The sequence below is a fragment of the Symploca atlantica LB2515 genome (genome assembly GCF_052546295.1).
Window position 1 is genome coordinate 5,204,420 of record NZ_JBQWMT010000001.1, and the last position, 17,631, is coordinate 5,222,050.

Here is a 17,631-nt window from a genome sequence, read left to right on the forward strand (position 1 = left end):
TAATTTGTCATTGATTGCGTGGTAATAACAATTATAATTTGTGTTTTGCTTCTTAACTTTAGTTATGATTAAGCCACTGTAAAGAGACTGTAAACTCCATGGTTATGTGTTTTCTTTGAATTAAACAAATTATTCTGGAATATAAAAATACATTGAATAGTGTTGGACTAATAAGTCTTATTTGGCAAGAATACAGCACTTGCCGAGTCAGTGTGATCAATTTCTCCCCTTGATAAGTTTTCCATTATTTACCTCTTGTGTAAGAATCTTAAAAATTTTATTAAGCAAAGTTTTCAACATTCAGCTCCCCCAGTACCCTTGAGAAGTTACCACAAGTCTTTCTTGAGAAAATTCGATTGTATTGAGAATAGATTAGGGAGTAATCGGGGTTTAAGAACGCGAAAGAGATCACTTTAAAGACTTATTTTTATCTAGCAGAGAATAGTACCACTACAAAAAATATAAGTTGCTCACTGAAAGTATAGTCTTCCTGGTTTATCGACAGCTTCTGTAAATATACTGAGTCATTAAGGAAAATGAAAAATAGGGTTTATGGGAGAAAAACTCTCTCACTGAGAGTTAAAAGCTAAGTGCTTAAGTATTGCTACTTCATCGCCTAGTTACAGCGGCACTCAATAATTAATGAAGAAAGTTCAACTCAAATTGACACAAATTAACACAGATAAAATGTGCAGTTATCACAATACATCTAAGATGGATCAAGGTAACTTTCGGCAATCATTACATTTCTAGTCACGAAGTCACTATTTACTTTTAAAACGGGGTCAAATTTAAACTGCCCGTCAGGATAAATTAAGCTATAAATTAAGCTATAAATTAAGCTATAAATTAAGCTATGTTTATTATCTTTGTTTGATCAAAAATTAGACAAAAGTGATTTTAATTATTGTCTTAGTTCTACCTTCTGCCTTCTCAATTGATTTGGAGAGTGCGCAGGCGATTGAGGGCAGCTGCTAGCTCAAAACGACGGAATTCTACGAGATTGCCTTCTGGCAAGTTGGTAAGAATATCTAATCCCTGCGACGAAATATCTGCCATGACAAGACGGAGAATCTCTGGAACTGTCTGGCAACCGTCGATGTATTGCTGCTTGGCATAGACAATAGCAAATGCGATCGCTCTTAACTGCCCGACTTCCACAACTTGCTCAACGGCAGATAAATCAATCTCTTCAGTACCGAATACTAATTCATCCAGATCTCTGACTTTGAGCTTAACATCCCGTTGACCACGGCTGGGGTCGATACTCTCTGGTTGTGGGACACGCTCTTGAATACTACCAAAACGTTGACCGCCTTCGGAGTTACGTTCTGTGGGATATTGCTGAGCAATTGTCCCTGCTTGTTCGGTAACATCTTTGGGCTGGAAGTTTTCCATGGCAATTACCTGATCAGCTACATCAAAGTAATCACCGCTACCACCGATCACCAAAATAGTCGAAACACCATAGTCAGCGTATAGTTGTCTTACCTTGTCAATAAATGGCGTGATTGGTTCTTGATCTTTAGCAACTAGTTGTTGCATGCGGCGATCACGAATCATAAAATTAGTAGCAGCAGTATCTTCATCGACGAGTAGTAGCTGAGCATCGACCTCCAGTGCTTCGATAATATTTGCTGCTTGCGAAGTGCTGCCACTGGCATTGGCAGTTGAGAAGTTAATCGTAGAACGCCCTTGGGGCAACTGGTTAATAAAAGGAGAAATGTCTACATTAGCAATGCTGCGACCATCTTCGGCGCGAATTTTAACCGCTGCGGGGTGAGTGACCACCAGTTCACGACCATCACCAGGAATGTGGTTGTAAACGCCTAACTCAATCGCCTTGAGCAGGGTAGATTTGCCATGATAACCACCACCGACTATTAAGGTAACACCTGAGGGGATACCCATGCCAGTAATTAATCCCTGGTTAGGGCAGATAAATTCAACTCGTAGTGTCTCCGGAGATTGAAAGGGTACAGCCTCATCTAATAAAGGTCGTTGATCAACCCCACTGCGTCGAGGTAGTATGGCACCATCAGCAATAAAGGCAACTAACCCTCGCTTGGTTAACTGTTGACGTAGCCAGTCTGTATCTTCTACCGTTTCTACTTGCTGCTGAATTTTTGTGTGATCTAGAGAGGGATACTTGAGCGCTTGGGCAACAATTTCTGGTATGTCTTCGCAGAACATTTGCGCTGCTTGACGGCCTGCAATACGACGACCTCGGGCCGGTAGTCCAACAACAAACCTCGCCTCGACTAACCCGTTTTTGATCAAAACTGAAGTGCGTTCTAGCACCGATTGACCAACACGGACGATCGCTATTAAGCCACTTTTTCCTGTTCCTCGCCGATGACTTATTGCCCCTGCGGCCATCTCAAACTGCCGAGTCAGGTAATCGCATAGAGCAATTTCACGGCTACGAGTTCGATATAGTTGGCAGGGAAAACCTGCGATTGAAGGTGGTATTTGTACCCGTATCTGGCTGGGTGTGGCGAACGGATCTCCTTGAACACGGTCAATAATTAAGGTGAATTCAGGAAATTTGTAGGTTCCTTTGATATCTTTGTAAGCTTTGTAATTGCGATCGTTTAGTTGTAGTAGTTGCTGATGTAGATTCTCTTGATTAGTCATTAACTAAAACGATGAACTAGGTTGCTGGAGAAACTCCGCTTCTTTTCGGGTTGTTTCTCGACCAAGAATTGCGTTGCGGTGAGGAAAACGCCCGAAGCGTTCGATAACGGCGAGATGCTGGTAGGCGTAATTAATTGTACTGGCACTATTGGGGTCATCTTTGAGAGTTGAGAATAACTCGACACACTGCTGTTGATCGGCGAGGTTCTCACTATGCTCAAAGGGTAAGTAGATGAACCAGCGCTGTACTGGCAATAGTTCTTGATCAAAACCTTGAGCAACGGTATGCTGGGCAGTGGAAAGAGCCTGGGGGTCAGTGGCAAAGGCTTGGGGCTGGTTGCGAAACATGTTGCGCGGGAATTGGTCAAGCAGGATAATTAATGCTAGACAGCCCCGGGGTGAGCTCTTCCAGTGTTCTAGTTGACCGGAAGCAGCCTGTTGGTAATCTATCAGAAAACGTGATCGCACTTTTTGGTCAAACTCGGAGTTTTTCTGGAACCAGACTTTGCGGGGTTTTCCATAGTCCTCTTCATCAGGCTTACCGAACCAAAAATCTAAAATCTCATCAGTTTGTGACATTTTTATTAGACCTTTTGCCAAGACTACGCTTGTGCAATAAGAACCATAGATGAAAGGTAGCTATCTCGTGATTGCTTAAAATTCATGAACTCTTTCAAATATCTATATCGCAACCTGTTCAAACTCAAGAAGTTATCCAGGCTGCCAGTTTCAAGAATATCTGCATGAGAAAGACCTTCTTTCAGCTTCTCCGATATCCTGTCACCACTCATAATTTACCCGTAAAAGTAAATACTTAACTGTACTTATTCTATTCAGCTTCGCCAATTAATGTAAATGCTGCCCAATTGTAGGGCAAAGAATATTTTTTCTTAGTAGCGAGCATCGCACTGCGCAAGGCTTGGGCTTTATCAGAATTTTCCTGGAGATAGCGATAAAACTCTGTCATTAATAGAGCAGTAGGTTGATCGGGTACAGTCCACAGAGAGACAATTACGCTAGGAGTTCCGGCAGCAATTAAAGAACGGGACAGTCCAATCACTCCATCCCCTGTAATTTCTCCCCGTCCCGTATCACAAGCACTAAGGACAACTAATTCAGCATTAATTTTTAGATTTAAAATTTCTCCAGCGGTGAGAAAGCCGTCATCATTTTTTGAAGGAGCAAGGGCGATCGCACCTGGTATGCCCAAGTTTTTGATATCATCAAGTAGTCCGTGGGTAGCTAGATGGATTAGTCGAGCCTTGGGCAATTTTTGTACAACTTCTACTTTAGTTGCTTGGTCACCAATTAGGGCTTTAGTATTAAGAATACTGGCAATCATCAAAGCTTCTTGTTCGCTACCTGGTAACGGTGGTAGTTGCTCAAGATTATCACCATTCTTAAAGGTTGGCATGGTAGGATTGCCCACTACTAAAATATCCTGGGCTAACTCCGAAACACTTTGGCTTTGCTCATAAGTTAAATCAAGTACTTGAATCGCTGGTGCGGTGAGGATAGTATGTTTTTCAATAAGGTATTTACCAGAAGCATCTTGCAAAGCTGGAAAAGGCACTAAGAATAAAGATTCTTGAGGAATAAAGATTGCACGAGCATTGGGGTCAGTAGGTAAAAATTCAGTAATCGGTTCAATCAAAAGTTGATGCAACTTCTGTAAACTTTCGGTAAGACTAACTTCCTCTGTTTGTTGATTTTCTGGTTTAGGAACTAAATTCACAAAACCCCGACCAATGACCCCCATAGATTCACGACTGCTAGCGACTAATGAGGCAAGAGTAGTCTCATTTTGCTGTCGCATTGTTTGCAGCCCAACGCGACGAAATGCTATTTTACCAGTAGGCTGGATTACCCAAATTAAAATTTCTGAGGTTTCGCCTCGTTGCTTACCTTGAACCTTGAAATCTTCGTCAGGAACTAGAGAATATTCAACTATGGTAGCATTGTGTTCTTGGGCAATTTGTTTAATTTTGGCAATGCTTGGTGAATCAGAATTAAGTCGAGATTGCTCTGCTACTTCGGAAGACAAACGCTTAGCTAATAATTCGACAAATGCTCTTGCTCTACCCTGCTCAGAAACTTCCAAAGCCGCCTCAAATTTATCTTGAGCGATGAGGATTTGTTGTAGTAGATTGTAGGAGAGAATTTGAGTGTCAAAAATTGACACTTTTTCTGTATCATTTAATCCTGGCCGCAGAGATTCCAAAATCTTGATTGCTTCTCGTAGTTTACTCTCTGCCTCTACAAGATTTCCGGAGTTAAATAAGGCATGTCCTAGATTATTGAAAGCAGATTTTTCTAGGCGGCGATCGCCATTTTCCTGGGCAATTTTTAAAACTTCATTGTAGTGTTCAATTGCCTGAGCATGATTGCCTAAATCTTCCGACGCTGTTCCCAGATTGATTAATGCTTCGCTTTCTAGTTGTTGATTACCGACAGCTTGGGCAAATTCCAAACTCTGTTGATAAGTTGCCAGTGCTTTACTAACGTTGTTTTGTGTATAGTAAAGAGTACCTAAATTATTAAGCAGAAATCCTGCTATTTCTGGGTTTTTAATTTCTTGAGCAATGAGCAAACTTTGTTCGTAATACTTGATTGCTTGGTCATTATCATCTAAGGTGGCGTAAATTGCCCCTAGATTTCCTAAAGCGATCGCTTCTCCTGGAAGATCCTTGAGTTTTTGGGCAATAGCAAAACTTTGTTGATAGGATGCGATCGCTTTCTCATATTCCCCCACAGCTTCGTAAGCATTACCTAAATTTCCTAGAACCTGCCCCTCTCCTTGACGATCTTTAATTTGCTGCATGATTGCCAAGGCTTGTTGATGGAAATCAATAGCTACAGCATACTCGCCTAGAATCTTGTAAGCAATGCCAAGATTACCTAATACAGCCCCTTCTTTTTCCCTTATTTGGAGTTCTTGGTAGATTTTTAGTGCCTGTTGCCAAAACTCGACGGCAGTTTCTAATTGACCCTGCTGATACTGTTCAAATCCTTGTTGAAATAGTTGTTCTGCCTCGGCTTTACGGGATTCTGCCTGAGTCTGAACTGCTGTCAGTGATGGAGAAAGTATTGCTACTGACTCAAAATTTAAGGGCATTGAGACAGTGATTAGGAAGCTAACGAGGGCAGTTATAGCAAGTTGGTAGGGTTGCATAGTTGTTCAGAGAAATCGTCTCGTTAGTACCAATTAAAGGCTAGAGATTTATGGTTCAGGCTCAGTTCCTGTTGACTGATTTAAATTTAGATAAAGTAGTTGTAACTGCAAGTCTTCCAGTGTAAGTAATTTTATATCTTGACATTTTTGTCTATAACCCCGGCAGCGGTTGACTCGCCTGGTTTGTTTTTCTTCTAATTCTAGTGCTGGAGTGAGAACTGAGAGATTATTGCTAGTATTAGCATTACTAGTTTCATTGGTATTGGGTTTAGGATTACCGCGAGTTAACTGAATGTAGCTTCCTGGTGAATCTAGAGTAAAAACCCTGTTTGGGAAAGACTGAATTAAATTAGCGTTACTAGTGGCGAGAACAATTGCTCCAGCCGTACCACTGGCATTATCAGGTAGTGCGTTTATATTGAGTATACGGCAACTGTTACCTTGACAAAGATTATCTATATTTAGAGTATTATTACTCGGCGCAATCGGGCCTGAAACAAAAAAATCGCCCCCATGCTGAATACGAACTAAAGAAGTCCCCGGGGCGGCAAAATCACCACCATTTGGTGAATCAGCCGGAGTTGGATTAATTCTAATGCTGGTAATTTGATCTTCGCTAGTTTGTTCACTAATCAGAGAATCAACTAAACTAGTCAAAGCAGTTTCCTCTAGTCCGGTTTCTTCTCTCAGAAACTCAACTAATGCTGCCCTGTCAGGTAATTCAGTAGGATTATCATTACTAGCATTGGCCCCTCTTTTAAGAGTACCTGTAGCTCGGAAAGTACCTCCAGCTATAATTTCAATTTCTCCACCTTTGGCTCTATTGTTGATTGTTGAAACTTCAATATTGCCATTATTAGCTAATAAGCTAACTAAAGTAGCGCTATTTTGGCTACTATCATTACTTTTATCACCTTCTCTACCACCACCTTGAGGCCCCCCAACGCTGATATCACCTGTGGTAATATTGCCAGTACCAGAAATTATACTCAAAGAATCACGACTTGTATTATTTTTGTTAGGTGAATCACCAATTTCAATATTACCTGTTGTGATATCCCCCGATGCGGCAATATTTATTGAGTCAACACCTTTAATTTTGCCTTTTTCTACTGCTCTAATATTACCTTCAACAGACGATAGGTTTAAAGAGCCACCAGTTAAAGTTTCTTGAACTGCAATGTTACCAACCGCCACCAAATTTACTGCACCATTAACTGTTTCAATATTGGCTATCTGAATATTACCTGATGCCCGGGACATGTCGATAGATGTAGTAGATTTCTGGGGATTAGGTTGGCTGACACCAGAACCCGTCAGCGATACCGTGCCATGATCATTAACTGCCAATCCAGTCGCATCCACTACATCAGCAGTAGTCAACAATCCCGGTAATGCTAAAGGCGTAAAAGGTAGTGGGTTGACTACATTACTCTCAATAGCCTGTAACTCCAAACTCAGCACCTGTCCTTGTTGAGAAATACGCACCCGATTCTCTCCAGGCACTGCTGCTATCGTAATCTGACCCCCTGGCGCTGAGATTTCACCAGTACTAATCACACTACCGCCCAACAAAGTTAAATTTTGCCCTACTGCCAATTGCCCCGCATTAACAATTGACCCAGAATTAGTTGTGCTGAAAGCAAAACTACTAGGATTACCGACTAATGTTGCGTAGTCATTTGAGCCAACAGCATTAAATAAACTCTCCCCAAAACCAATACCTGTGGCAGTAGTTGCCGTAAAAGAACCAGGCACATCTAGACGAGCATTGTTACCAAAAACTATCCCGGCAGGGTTGATTAAAAATAGGTGAGAATTGCCACCTGTAACTTGGATTAAACCGTTAATTACCGAGGCATTGCCACCAACAACTCGACCTAAGATATTTTCAATGTTAGGGTTAGACAAAAAGTTGGCAATCTGATTAGCATTAAGACCAAACTGCTGAAAACTATGGAAAAGATTAGCTCCTGATAGAGTACCGCCAGTAATCTCTAAAGAGTTACCATTAGGAGTAACTAAAGTACCAGCACTATTAGAACCCAATTCTGGTGTAATAGATTGCCCTTGTGCTGAACTACAAGCAATGCTGGAAAAACCCAATGCTACGGAACAAATAATGCTTAGGGTAGAGAGTTTCACGGCTAACACTTTAGCGTAAATTTATTGATGCCAGTCTAATGTAGCGCTGATTACGTCTTTCTTGACTGTTTACTGTGAGTTTTCTGCACTTGCGCCAGAACCTCTCAGTTCAATTTGTCCATTGTTATTGAGGTTTACTTCTGTAGCGTTACCTGCATTGCCGCCTGTCAGTAATTCCGGTATGGATTGCCTGGGCACAGTTGAGTTGTTTGGCTGAGTATTTTCTCCTTCTGGCAGTTGGAAATCGAGGCGCAGTATTCTCTGCTCAGTGTTTTGTTGTTGGATAAGTTGTTGTTCTTCGCACTCCTCATCATCGTCGGAGTCTTCATCGTTTTGACAGCGTTTGGTCAGTTCTGCCTGTCTTTGTTGTGACTGGAATGGTTGAGTGGCAATTTCAGAGTTACCTTCGTCTGGCTTATCAGGAGTGGGTTCATTAGTACCACCACCGGAGCCATTGCCGCCACCACCGACGTTAGTACCGCCACCGGAGCCATTGCCGCCACCACCGACGTTAGTGCCACCACCGGAGCCATTGCCGCCACCACCGACGTTAGTGCCATCACCGGAGCCATTACCGCCACCGCCTACATTTTTTTCTTGGGGAACAACTACTTCCGTTGGTTTAATTGGCTCAAATGCTCTACCGAGAAAAGAGCCATACATGCCTGCATTACTGCCAGCGCCTATAGCAATACCTCCAACCGTACCACTGTAATCACTAGGAAATTGATCAGAAGGAAAGTCAAAGGGATTATTTGTATTAATTTTGAAAAGAAAAGGATCACTTGGATCAAAGCTAGCTAAGCTATCCTCGGAATTATTTGGTACAAAGGGAACATTATCTTGAAAGGCTGGTCCGACAACAAATCCTTGAGATCCTCCCCTCACAAGAATACGCCTAGGAATGCCACTTCCCCTGAATATTGTATCTATTAATGTTCTAGATGCACCTCCATATTCAATAGTAATGGGAGCAGTGAATAGACCGCTTGTTGCAGCTCCAGGTCTGGCGATAATACTTACTGAAAGATTACTGGCATCCAAGGCTACTTCTTTATCTGTAGAAATTCCCTGAGCCTCCAGAAAAGCTACTAAGTTTGGATGACCCGTTGTTATATCGAAAAAATCTTCTTTCTTGGAGCCTGTGGCTCTAAAAAAATCTCCAGCTTTAATGTCAATCCCACCAGCTCCAGTGTCAATGGTGCTAACTTCAATGCTTCCTTGCTCAGCAGATAAAGTTACAGAGCTACTGTTACCGAAGCCATTGGTATCAATATTTCCCACTACCATATTGCCTATGGTAGACAAGGTTACAGAACTACCTTGAGTGTCAATATTTCCTAATACTGCATCGCCGAGGGCGAATAAACTGACAGGACCCGTGTCCGTGTCATCATAAAAGCCAGTGGTATCAACATCTTTTACTAAGATATTGCCTGTAGCCGATAAAATTATGGGTCCACTTTTGCCACCAGCAGAAGTGTCAATATTTCCTACTTCTATATTTCCTGGTGATGATGCTTCTTCAGTAGATGTGAAAGTTGTTCTGCCTACTGGCTCATCAGGAACGTTGGGGATGTTTTCTAGTTCGGTTACACCTGCTCTCAAAATCAGAGCTGGACTACTAGTTAACAATGGAATATCTGGGTCTTTAGCCACAATTGGCTCATTAGAATCTATACCATCAACAAAGGAAGTATTTGGTTCTAAGATAACGATATCTCCTGGAACAAAATCTCCATTTTCATTGATACTTCCCACAAAAATGCTTCCTCCAGCTTCTACCTTGAGAGCTTGACCTTCATAACTGTCAAATCTGACATCTCCTGCTGAGCTAATAATCCCACCTGAATTAACGGAGGTGAAGCTAAAGTCTTTGGGATTAGCTGATGTGTCAAGAGTCAAGAAATCACCACCACTGGCGAAGCGAGCGTTGGCTGTAATCGTGCCATCACTAACCAGGCTGAGGTCACTGCCACTTTGAAACCATTTATCTTGTGTCTGAAGATTGATGGCATTATTACCTTGAAGAGATAGATTTCCTTCAGCTTGAATCACAAAAGTATCGAGCAATATTTTATCTTGGGAAGGATCGGAAGATAGTTCCCCTGTGGCAAAATATGGAGAAGTGTTTTCCACTGTTACTGTATCTTGTGCCAGCAACTCTATGTTCCCAATTGCTTCTAATCGACTATCCGTGACATTTATATTATCCTGAGCATTCAGGCTGAGGTTTCCACCCGCACTCAAGTTACTAAATTCTTGGATTTCTATATCATTTTGAGTTGTTAAACTTAGGTTTCCAGAAACATTAACATCAACACCCACCAGTTCTATCTGGGCTCCCAGAATTTGCACATTACCTCCAGTCTGTCCTAGTGGAGTATCCCTAGTATTCAGACTCCCAGAAGCAATTACTGTACCTGTTTCTGTATTAATACCGACACCAGAACCCGTCAGCGATACCGTGCCATCATCATTAACTGCCAATCCAGTCGCATCCACTACATCAGCAGTAGTCAACAATCCCGGTAATGCTAAAGGCGTAAAAGGTAGTGGGTTGACTACATTACTCTCAATAGCCTGTAACTCCAAACTCAGCACCTGTCCTTGTTGAGAAATACGCACCCGATTCTCTCCAGGCACTGCTGCTATCGTAATCTGACCCCCTGGCGCTGAGATTTCACCAGTACTAATCACACTACCGCCCAACAAAGTTAAATTTTGCCCTACTGCCAATTGCCCCGCATTAACAATTGACCCAGAATTAGTTGTGCTGAAAGCAAAACTACTAGGATTACCGACTAATGTTGCGTAGTCATTTGAGCCAACAGCATTAAATAAACTCTCCCCAAAACCAATACCTGTGGCAGTAGTTGCCGTAAAAGAACCAGGCACATCTAGACGAGCATTGTTACCAAAAACTATCCCGGCAGGGTTGATTAAAAATAGGTGAGAATTGCCACCTGTAACTTGGATTAAACCGTTAATTACCGAGGCATTGCCACCAACAACTCGACCTAAGATATTTTCAATGTTAGGGTTAGACAAAAAGTTGGCAATCTGATTAGCATTAAGACCAAACTGCTGAAAACTATGGAAAAGATTAGCTCCTGATAGAGTACCGCCAGTAATCTCTAAAGAGTTACCATTAGGAGTAACTAAAGTACCAGCACTATTAGAACCCAATTCTGGTGTAATAGATTGCCCTTGTGCTGAACTACAAGCAATGCTGGAAAAACCCAATGCTACGGAACAAATAATGCTTAGGGTAGAGAGTTTCATTATCTTTAGTTTGAACAATAATTTTGGATGATTTTTTTGAATTTTAGTAAAGAGTTACTCGGAGGTTAGTTCTACCTCAAGTTGCTTGAAAAATGGCAGACAAAGAGAATGATTAATTAGACATTTATCCTGGAGACTATAAACTACACAAAAACATTATGTTTTTCCGAGAAAATACCCTGAAAATTCATATAAGTTTACTTAATAGTTAAGTTAGTCTTCAGATAAAGTCTTTATTTCGCAGGGATTGTAGACAGAATATCTTACACCGATGAAGGACACCGATGAAGGAAAAATATCGGGACCATATCAGATATCTGGCAATAAACTATCAAAAAGAACCCATAACACCAGAACTGCGGTCAAATAAATAGCCAGATTGTGTAGCTCTCAGTAAAGAATATTGGAAAATATTAATTTAACTATTTGACGGCAAAAATCTGGTTAATCTAGTTGGGTGAAGAGTTACTAGTTAATGACCCCTATGTTACCTAAGCTGCGGTTTAGATTGCTCTTGGTTTTGTTCTTTTTGGGTTTATTGTTAATGCTGCTGCGTTCTGCCTTTGACATAGAACAACCGAACTTCGCACTGCGGCTTCTGCACACCAACGATCACCATGCTCACCTAGAACCAGCCAAAGTAGGCGATCGCGAATTCGGTGGTATTGCCAGACGCAGCACTTTAGTTGAGCAGCTTCGGGCTGAGAATAAAGCCAGCCGCGAACCTTTACTGCTGCTGAGTGCTGGCGATATCTTTCAAGGAACACTCTTCTTTAATCAATATCTGGGATTAGCTGATCTCGATTTTTATAACGCCTTAGATTACAACGTTGCCACAATCGGCAATCATGAATTTGACAAAGGACAAAAAGTATTAGCTGATTTCGTTAAAGGTGCTGAGTTTCCTATTATTTGTGCCAACCTTCAAACAGTAGCAACTTCACCCCTAAAGGGTTTAATTAAACCTTGGGTAATTCTCACAATGAATAGGCAAAAAATAGGCATTTTCGGTTTAGTTACCCCAGAGACAGCTATTCTCTCTAATCCAGGAGATGGAGTCACTTTTACAGACCCCATTGCTGCTGCTCAAACTGCGGTAAAAGACTTAACTGCTCAACGTGTTAATAAAATCATTGCCCTTACTCATATCGGCTTCCCTCAAGATTTACAGTTAGCACGCCAAGTTCCTGGTATCGATGTTGTTATTGGAGGGCACACTCATACCCCAGTTGGTAATATTATCGGTGCTAAAAATCCCTACCCAGTAGTAGAAAAAACACCCGATGGCTCTCCAGTACTAGTAGTTACAGATTGGGAATGGGGTAAGTATTTAGGTGATCTTGATGTTACCTTTAACTCAAAAGGTCAGCTAGTTTCTTGGACAGGAGAACCCCATGCGCTAGATGCCCAAATTCAACCAGATGCTGCTTTTATAACCAAACTAGAAAAGTATCAAAAACCCATTCAAGCTTTACGGCAGAAGGTAATCGGTTCTTCAACTGTCATGCTCAATGGAGAGCGTGCCGATGTGCGTACTTCTGAAACTAATTTGGGTAACCTAATTGCTGATGCAATTCTCGCTAAAACTAGTCCTGATAAAACTCAAATTGCTATTATCAATAGTGGTGGTATTCGTGCTAGCATCCCCAAGGGTGAAGTGACCGTGAGTGAAGTACTAGAAGTGCTGCCTTTTGGCAATACAATTAGCAGACTTGATCTAACAGGTGGTCAGATTGCTCAAGCACTGGAGAATGGGGTTAGTAATATCTCAGAAGGCGGTGGTAGTTTCCCTCAGGTTAGTGGGTTACGCTTCATCTGGCAAGAGTCAGCTCCTGTAGGTAAACGCGTTACAGATATTCAAGTGCGGGCTCAAGACAGTTCCTATAAGCCAATTAATTCTTCTGCTACTTACCGAGTTGTTACTAATAGTTTCCTGCTTAATGGTGGCGATGGCTACAGCATTTTCACTCAAGGTAAGGACAAAATCGATACTGGTTTTCTCCAGTCTGATGTGGTGATAGAGTACATTGCAGCGAAATCACCACTTAATCTTCAGGTTGAAGGACGTATTCAGCAAGCAAAAGAGCCTATCGATGCCAAGTCATCATAGAAGCTTTGTTCAAGTCAGGCGAATTTGCGCTGCTTAATTGGTGATTAGCTGGCTGTAGCTTTTCGTAGCCGTAAAGATTAGCAATTATCCATAAGCAACTAGTCACAAAAATGCTCGATATCAGACGCTCCATGATTGTTACTCCTCATCAGTGCTGTTATTAACTTATCTGTCTCTAGCTAGAGGATTACGCAAATTAGGAGTAAATAAATGGATTGGCGTTCTTTTGGGGAGGGGAATGCCAATCCTCAAACTTTTAGAGGCGTCAGCTTATGATGTGAGGCTATCGTTTTTCTGGAAAGTGAGCCCAAGTTTTATCTTGACCCGCCATACTTACTCGTTTTAAAAGGTCGTAAGAGTAGTGCAAGTTTTCTCCTGATTTATTTGACTGGTAGCCACTGGGGAAGTATTCACCCCAAGGATCATTTACCCAAAAGCCAGTATCGTCATATCCTCTCAAGACAATAATATGACCAGAATGAGTAAGTTTTCCTGAGTAAATAACTGGATTTTTGTTCGCTAAATGTGCTTTTACTTCCTGCCAAGTAGCGTCAATCTTAAATCGGTCTTGAATTCCGTACACTTGAAAAACTTTAGCTAGATGATTGTGAGCATACTTATTCCATCCATGCTGTTGGCAAAGCTGAAAAAGTTCATCTTCTAACTGTTCATCACGATTTTGAGGGCGAATGCCATAGTAATAAAGGCACATGGCAACGCTAGTAACATTACATGTTTTTTGTGGCTGGAAGCGATTGTCTCGTTGACTGAAATAAGAAATGGGAAGATTGACAAAAGATGGTAAAGAGTCCCTTTCTGAATGCTTGCCAATTAGTTTTTTTCCATCATCTTGAACAATTTCAATGTGATGTTGATAGAAAACCCAGGTAGAGCGTTCTTTAAGTGTAATAGCTGAAATAAAAGTTACCCCAATATGAGGGCCAATTTTTGAAGCTATGGCTTGATAATTGAGAATTTGAAATCTGTGACCAGCAGAGATATACTCTTTTTCGGAATCAGGTAGCTCTTCACTTCTTAGGGCAGATTGCTTGGCAATGGTATCCTGAGTAATGCTCAACCAGAGAGTTGGTCGAGAATTGGAAGCAAGGGAAGTATTCTTATCTTCTGTAAGCTTTTGTGTAGAGCTTTCTATCAACTCTTGTGATAAGAATTCAGAAGCAAATGTGTTGGCTTGTGTAAGAAAAAGTTGGGCTTCTGCGAGTCTCCTGCGCCTTAAACCTGCTTCCGCTCGACTTCCAGGATTCCTGTATAAAAGTAACGCAGATTTAATTTTATCCCACCGCTTACTCTTCAAGACTTTAGTGATTGTCTGGAAATTTTCTCCCCCGTAGAAGTAAGCACCCAAGTTGTAAGCAAAACTCAATAATGCTCCCCGCTGATTGATGTTTAACTCCTGCCATACAGGAATTTTTTCTAGGGATGGTAAATAGTTCTTTTCTAGCTGATAAATTAGAAGTTCGTCAGCCTCTTCCTGAGTTATTTGATCACCGAGTGACCACTCACTGCCGTCTTTTTTTTGAGTACATCCCCAGCCAATGGCGTAAGGTTTGCCCCTAGTTATAGGGTCAGGATAAGCTTGCAAACGACATCCTTCAAACTTTTTGATCAGTTCTACCCCTGGTAAGGGCAGTTTTCTGAGCGAACCGTTATTAAAGGTTTTTACCTGAGAGGCGAAAGTGTCCATAATTTTCTGATGTACCCTGTGAAGTGGAAGTGCAATTTAAATTTAACCTCTTACAGCTTTTTTCCAGGAAAGCTAACTTCTAAACCCAAGGCTGGAACGAATTTGTTTGTTAACTTATGTAACAATCTGCGTAACTTCCCCAATCTTACCCGATGGGTCAATGGAAGATGCACTGGATGATCCACACACAAGAGTTACTAAACCTGCTTCATCTAACCCGAAGCAGGTTTTTCTTTGTAAGACTCTCTGTCGGGCAAAACACGGAATGCATAAAAAATCAAAACTTACCAGATAAATACTTAGCTGATTAAGACCAGATATAGAGTACTTAGTAAACCCAATTTCGTCTTGAGCTTTAGTCGATGCCTAGGAAAAAATCACCCGATCAGGTGAATCCAATGGGCGAAGCCAAATTAATACCGTTCCTGATATCTTGATGTCAGCTTGACACTATGTACAGCTACCAAAGAATCCGATGAAGTCTACATTAGAGAAAAAATTAGTTAACTTCTTGCAACATGATTTGTCGATTCCTGTCGCTTCGATTGAGATTGCTCTGCGCCATCGAGAACAAACTCCTAGCCTGTTACCAATGATTCTTTGGCAGTATGGGCTGGTCACACTGGAGCAGTTACAGCTAATTTTCGATTGGCTAGAACAGTAATCAATACTAAATTTTTGAGTTTGTACCAGCCTTTTGATCTGTTAGGCAAATATTAAGAGATAACTGCAGCGGAATCAAGAAATATTTATTTTTTACTTAACATTTATGTATCTTGTTGGGATACTGGTACTAGACTTCTCTGCTTGAACATTCATGTCTACCACTTTTCTGCCGCTCGAAGTTAACCAGTTAACTGAAGCCGCATCTATTGCTGTTGCTCAAAGTATCCAACAAACTTCAATTAATACAACTCTCAGTAAGCAGCCAATCGCGACAACTTATGTACGTCAGGGTAGTGGTGGGACGCCAATTCTCTTACTGCACGGTTTTGATAGTTCTGTGCTAGAGTTTCGTCGTTTGTTGCCATTACTTGCTGCCGAAAACGAGACATGGGCTATTGATTTATTGGGTTTTGGATTCACTCAAAGATTGCCAGAAATTCCCTTCAGTCCAGCAGCAATTAAAACCCATCTTTACCACTTCTGGAAAACTCTGATTGACCAACCAGTTATTTTAGTCGGCGCGTCTATGGGAGGAGCAGCAGCAATTGACTTTACTCTAGATTATCCCCAAGCTGTTAAGAAACTGGTACTTATCGGTAGTGCTGGTTATGGTGCTGGCCCAACTCTTGGCAAGTTTTTGTTTTGGCCTCTAGATGACTTAGCTGTTAAGTTTTTGCGTCGTCCTCAAGTCCGCAAAAGTATTAGCAAAAATGCTTATTATGATAAAAGCTTCGTTACCTCGGATTCCTTATTATGCGCTGAATTACATCTAAAAGAGGCTAATTGGAATGGGGCGTTGAAAGCTTTTACCAAAACTGGAGGTTACGGTTCTTTTAAAGAAAAACTATCACAGATAAAGCAACAGACACTGATTTTGTGGGGAGAGTTTGATCAGATCCTCGGTACTACCGATGCCTACCGACTTAAGGCAGCGATCGCTAATTCTCAATTGATTTGGATCAGCAATTCTGGTCACGTCCCTCACCTAGAGCGACCTCAGAACACAGCACATCACCTTCTAGAATTCCGAGATAAACCGAGTGAGTTGCTGATTTTTAATTCTTAATTTTTAATTACGAACCTTCTTTAATGGCTTCATTTGTATCAAATCGAACGTTTGGTTATTAGTAGCTAAAGCAATAATGGCTTTGGTGATAGAAGCATAGTCCCATGGATGAACAACGTCAAGAAGCTTATTTGGGTCTAATTGATGAACTAATCAAGTGCCCCAATGGTCAGGAACCGGAAGTTTTAGAAGCCAAGCCAGACTTGATGGATTCAGGCTTAGTGCTAATGCTAGTAAGGGTGGCAACAACCCTAGCACACCAAGGAAATCAGGAAACGTCCGGGTTTTTGATGCATGTTGCCCGTGAATTATCTAAAGCACTGGGCTTGTATCCTGAAACTGAAGGAGAGCCAGAGGCAGTTTAGAATAATTCTAGCCTGATGGGAGCGAGTTTTGCTGAGAGCAAGATTGATATTGCTTTAATTATTCTGCTAAAGCCGCTCCTAAATTCCTCTTAACTAAACTTTCTCCGCTCGTGTAATAATTCTGCTCACTTATAAGAGGTTAATTAAAAAAAATACCTTATACCTAACTAAACTCTGGATAAAATTAGCCGGAGCAAACGCAAAAATAGGTAATATATTTCATTAGATTATTGTCTCTTTACAGGTTGATAGTTAATTTTCACCGCGCGGGTTAACAGTTAATTGAAAATCTAAAATTGGCTTGTACACTAGTATTCGGCTAATAACATCCATTCTCCATTTTCTATTGACTATCACCAATTTTATATTTTGTCACTTCAAGCGGAGGGAGTCTTAATCACTTACCCATCTGTGTAGATTAGCCATCTTGATTAAAATCAGCTCCTATAATCAGCGTATTGGTTAGTACTAAGGGAGTTT

Annotated in this window: 10 protein-coding genes and 1 pseudogene; 4 read left to right on the forward strand and 7 right to left on the reverse strand. The window is 41.3% G+C overall.

Annotation, left to right across the window (positions count from 1 at the left end; all coding sequences use genetic code 11):
* Positions 1–933 precede the first annotated feature (933 nt).
* The 5 genes and pseudogenes from ACT7WV_RS21660 to ACT7WV_RS21680 form a co-directional block, all read right to left on the reverse strand.
* Positions 934–2,637, reverse strand: a complete 1,704-nt coding sequence (locus tag ACT7WV_RS21660; protein ID WP_445104867.1) for an ABC-ATPase domain-containing protein — start codon at positions 2,635–2,637, stop codon at positions 934–936.
* Between the two features lie 3 nt (positions 2,638–2,640).
* The gene (locus ACT7WV_RS21665; protein WP_445104868.1) at positions 2,641–3,216 is read right to left on the reverse strand and encodes a DUF924 family protein; all 576 of its coding nucleotides are present in this window, start codon (positions 3,214–3,216) and stop codon (positions 2,641–2,643) included.
* Positions 3,217–3,466: 250 nt separating this feature from the next.
* Positions 3,467–5,809 (reverse strand): CHAT domain-containing protein, encoded by a 2,343-nt coding sequence (locus ACT7WV_RS21670; protein ID WP_445104869.1) that lies wholly within the window; start codon positions 5,807–5,809, stop codon positions 3,467–3,469.
* Positions 5,810–7,117: 1,308 nt separating this feature from the next.
* A pseudogene (locus tag ACT7WV_RS21675) lies at positions 7,118–7,900 on the reverse strand (filamentous hemagglutinin N-terminal domain-containing protein); the annotation flags it as partial.
* Between the two features lie 123 nt (positions 7,901–8,023).
* The gene (locus ACT7WV_RS21680; protein ID WP_445104870.1) at positions 8,024–11,239 is read right to left on the reverse strand and encodes a two-partner secretion domain-containing protein; all 3,216 of its coding nucleotides are present in this window, start codon (positions 11,237–11,239) and stop codon (positions 8,024–8,026) included.
* Between the two features lie 475 nt (positions 11,240–11,714).
* Between ACT7WV_RS21680 and ACT7WV_RS21685 the strand changes: the two genes are divergently transcribed.
* Complete coding sequence (locus ACT7WV_RS21685) at positions 11,715–13,349, forward strand: bifunctional metallophosphatase/5'-nucleotidase (protein ID WP_445104871.1); 1,635 nt, start codon at positions 11,715–11,717, stop codon at positions 13,347–13,349.
* On the opposite strand, the gene ACT7WV_RS21690 is transcribed toward ACT7WV_RS21685, so the two are convergent.
* Together ACT7WV_RS21690 and ACT7WV_RS21695 are read right to left on the reverse strand one after the other, a co-directional pair.
* Entirely contained in the window at positions 13,327–13,482 is a 156-nt protein-coding gene (locus ACT7WV_RS21690) for a hypothetical protein (RefSeq protein WP_445104872.1), read from the reverse strand. The two genes, ACT7WV_RS21685 and ACT7WV_RS21690, sit on opposite strands and share 23 nt — an antisense overlap.
* Positions 13,483–13,632: 150 nt before the next feature.
* Positions 13,633–15,054: a C39 family peptidase gene (locus ACT7WV_RS21695; RefSeq protein WP_445104873.1), complete on the reverse strand. Its 1,422-nt coding sequence runs from the start codon at positions 15,052–15,054 to the stop codon at positions 13,633–13,635.
* A gap of 475 nt (positions 15,055–15,529) precedes the next feature.
* On the opposite strand from ACT7WV_RS21695, the gene ACT7WV_RS21700 reads away from it, so the two are divergent.
* The 3 genes from ACT7WV_RS21700 (at position 15,530) to ACT7WV_RS21710 (ending at position 17,151) form a co-directional block, all read left to right on the forward strand.
* Positions 15,530–15,718, forward strand: a complete 189-nt coding sequence (locus tag ACT7WV_RS21700) for a DUF2949 domain-containing protein (protein ID WP_445104874.1) — start codon at positions 15,530–15,532, stop codon at positions 15,716–15,718.
* 153 nt (positions 15,719–15,871) lie between these two features.
* The gene (locus tag ACT7WV_RS21705) at positions 15,872–16,786 is read left to right on the forward strand and encodes an alpha/beta fold hydrolase (RefSeq protein ID WP_445104875.1); all 915 of its coding nucleotides are present in this window, start codon (positions 15,872–15,874) and stop codon (positions 16,784–16,786) included.
* 104 nt (positions 16,787–16,890) lie between these two features.
* Positions 16,891–17,151, forward strand: a complete 261-nt coding sequence (locus ACT7WV_RS21710) for a hypothetical protein (protein WP_445104876.1) — start codon at positions 16,891–16,893, stop codon at positions 17,149–17,151.
* The last annotated feature ends 480 nt before the right edge of the window (positions 17,152–17,631 follow it).

Bases quoted from the DNA above. Each gene is read 5' to 3' on its own strand.
- ACT7WV_RS21660 (WP_445104867.1), bottom strand. From the start codon at position 2,637: ATGACTAATCAAGAGAATCTACATCAGCAACTACTACAACTAAACGAT.
- ACT7WV_RS21665 (WP_445104868.1), bottom strand. From the start codon at position 3,216: ATGTCACAAACTGATGAGATTTTAGATTTTTGGTTCGGTAAGCCTGAT.
- ACT7WV_RS21670 (WP_445104869.1), bottom strand. From the start codon at position 5,809: ATGCAACCCTACCAACTTGCTATAACTGCCCTCGTTAGCTTCCTAATC.
- ACT7WV_RS21680 (WP_445104870.1), bottom strand. From the start codon at position 11,239: ATGAAACTCTCTACCCTAAGCATTATTTGTTCCGTAGCATTGGGTTTT.
- ACT7WV_RS21685 (WP_445104871.1), top strand. From the start codon at position 11,715: ATGACCCCTATGTTACCTAAGCTGCGGTTTAGATTGCTCTTGGTTTTG.
- ACT7WV_RS21690 (WP_445104872.1), bottom strand. From the start codon at position 13,482: ATGGAGCGTCTGATATCGAGCATTTTTGTGACTAGTTGCTTATGGATA.
- ACT7WV_RS21695 (WP_445104873.1), bottom strand. From the start codon at position 15,054: ATGGACACTTTCGCCTCTCAGGTAAAAACCTTTAATAACGGTTCGCTC.
- ACT7WV_RS21700 (WP_445104874.1), top strand. From the start codon at position 15,530: ATGAAGTCTACATTAGAGAAAAAATTAGTTAACTTCTTGCAACATGAT.
- ACT7WV_RS21705 (WP_445104875.1), top strand. From the start codon at position 15,872: ATGTCTACCACTTTTCTGCCGCTCGAAGTTAACCAGTTAACTGAAGCC.
- ACT7WV_RS21710 (WP_445104876.1), top strand. From the start codon at position 16,891: ATGGATGAACAACGTCAAGAAGCTTATTTGGGTCTAATTGATGAACTA.